1 protein-coding gene and 1 pseudogene are annotated in these 2193 nt (G+C 55.4%); one reads left to right on the top strand and one right to left on the bottom strand.

Features of this window, described 5'->3' with window-relative positions; translation table 11 throughout:
- The first annotated feature begins 326 nt into the window (after positions 1–326).
- Positions 327–875 carry a hypothetical protein gene (locus H162_RS34640; protein ID WP_156885886.1) on the top strand — a complete coding sequence of 183 codons (549 nt, stop codon included), beginning with the start codon at positions 327–329 and terminating at the stop codon, positions 873–875.
- A gap of 311 nt (positions 876–1186) precedes the next feature.
- On the opposite strand, the pseudogene H162_RS0129610 reads toward H162_RS34640, so the two are convergent.
- A pseudogene (locus H162_RS0129610) lies at positions 1187–2104 on the bottom strand (IS3 family transposase); the annotation flags it as partial.
- Between the last annotated feature and the right edge of the window lie 89 nt (positions 2105–2193).

Below are 2193 nucleotides of genomic sequence, written 5' to 3'. Positions count from 1 at the left end.
TCGCTATGAATGGCACGGCGCTGCTCGACGAAATCCGGTCCCTGATGCAAGGTTTCGGGACAGAATTCACAGTAAATTTCTCGTAACTACTTAGTACAACAAAAACTCCTTGGGATAGTCTTGGGGGTGACATATTCGTACACTCGACCTTATCCAAGGTCTGCAGTCGGTCTATTGTGTCGAAAGGCTCGACTGGAATGCTGCCTGAACACGAAATTGGACACGTAGCGCCTTTAAAAACTGACCGAAGATATGGCTTGCCGAATTTTTCAACACAAAAGGCCAGAAGCGGTCGTTCTGACTCGCGAGATACAGACACTGAACGAATGAACCCCAAAGCAGTTTGCGCTGCATTTCTTCTGGCACTCGCTTCATACCTCCCCGCCGCCTATGCTGTTTGCATCGATCCGGCAACCGGCAGATCGGGTTATCAGGTCCCGCTCGAGGCGGGAGTGCGTACTGCTGAAGCGATCGTCATTGGCCACGTGCTTTCAGAAGCGCGGCTACTGGAAGACCCCACCGATCCCGATGGCTGCACCGCTTCCAGCATCACCATCAACGTGCTGGCAAGGCTAAAAGGGAAGCCGCCAAGCGTCATCGTCATCAGGAATGAAAACACATCGTCCCGCTACTTAATGTCTGCGGGAGAAAAACACATCCTGTTCGTCTTTGGTACGAATGACGAAACATGGGTCAATCGTTGCGGGAATTCAGCTGTGATGCCGGGGGGAGGGAGCAAGTCGTCAAGCAAGTTCTGCGGCAGCTACAGGCGTCGAAGCAAGTATGCGAGCGCAGTAAAATTCGAGCACGCCCTGTCGCTACAGGGCTTCCTGGTTCGGCAGCATGGGATGCCATATCGCAGACGCCCAGCTTGACTGGCTGTTTTGCAATCTATAGCAAGTTGGGCGCCAAGGAGACGAGGTCGATTGCAGCCGGTCGTGACGGTCTGTGGCTTTTCAAACCATGCACGATGCTATGCTGAGCCGAGTGGCCGGGTTCGGCCAGAAACGGAGCTTCGCAAAAACGAGCCAACAAACTGCTATTTTCTTGCAATGACTCTTACCGCTACCAAGTCGAATTGGGTGAAAGAAGACCATTGGCGCGAATCGCACCTTGTAGCCGACAATGGACGGCTTATCCGGCACCAGTACATGGAATCTAGCTCATGAATAGCGAGTTGTGGTGGTCAAGTAAATTCGGACACGACGATAGGTTCTTTTGCTGCCATGTTCCGTTCATAGACGGAGGGCGGCAGGTTGCCCAGAACTGAATGCAGGCGTTCGCTGTTGTAGAAGGCGACGATGTAGGCAGGAATATCAAGCTTGGCTTCCGCGTGGTTGGCATATTGTCGCTGCCAGACGCGTTCCATCTTCAGGTTCAGGAAGAAGCGTTCCGCGACGGCATTGTCCCAGCAGTTGCCTTTGCGGCTCATGCTGCAGACGAAGCCGTGACTGCTTAACAGCGTCTGGTACTGGGCACTTGCATACTGACTGCCACGGTCCGAGTGGACGATCAAGCCTTTGCCCGGTCGCCGCTGCTGGACGGCCATGTACAACGCGTCACAGACGAGCTTTGCCGGCATATTTGGCGCCATGGCCCACCCGACTACCTTGCGTGAGAACAGGTCGATCACGACTGCCAGGTACAGCCAGCCGGCGCCGGTTCGGACATAGGTGATGTCTGAAACGTAGGCCTTGTTTGGCGCCGTTGGATTGAATTGGCGGGCCAGCACATTGGCGGCGACCGGCAGGTCATGTCGGCTATCGGTAGTGTGGACGAATTTGCGCTTCCAGACCGGTTTTAAGCCCGCCTGGCGCATCAAGCGACGGACCTTGTAGCGACCAACCTGGACACCGCGATTTGCCAGCGCCGTCACCATACGGCGGCTGCCGTAGCTTTGATGACTCGATGCGAAAGCAGCACGCACATGCACGCTCGCTGCGCAAACAATCGGCGTGGCGGCGCGGCGCTTCGCTTCATAAAAACCGGATCGGCTAACGCCCAACACGCGGCAGCCACGCGAGACAGAAATGGCCTTCGTTTGCAGTTCCTCGATAAGTCGAAAACTCATTTCAGCTCGCGGGCAAAGAAGGCCGATGCTTTCCTAAGAAACTCACCTCTACGCTGTTGTCTCCTGTGGTTGCAGCGCGTAGCCAAACTCTGCGGCACGCCGGTGCAGCTGCTTGATGACCC

It is taken from the genome of Massilia niastensis DSM 21313 (assembly GCF_000382345.1).
GTDB lineage: Bacteria > Pseudomonadota > Gammaproteobacteria > Burkholderiales > Burkholderiaceae_D > Telluria > Telluria niastensis.
Note: the sequence above shows the minus strand (reverse complement) of the source record. Positions and strands in the feature narration are given on the sequence as shown.

What these genes read in the sequence shown, in the direction of transcription:
- H162_RS34640 (WP_156885886.1), top strand. Translation starts at nt 327, where the DNA reads ATGAACCCCAAAGCAGTTTGCGCTGCATTTCTTCTGGCACTCGCTTCA.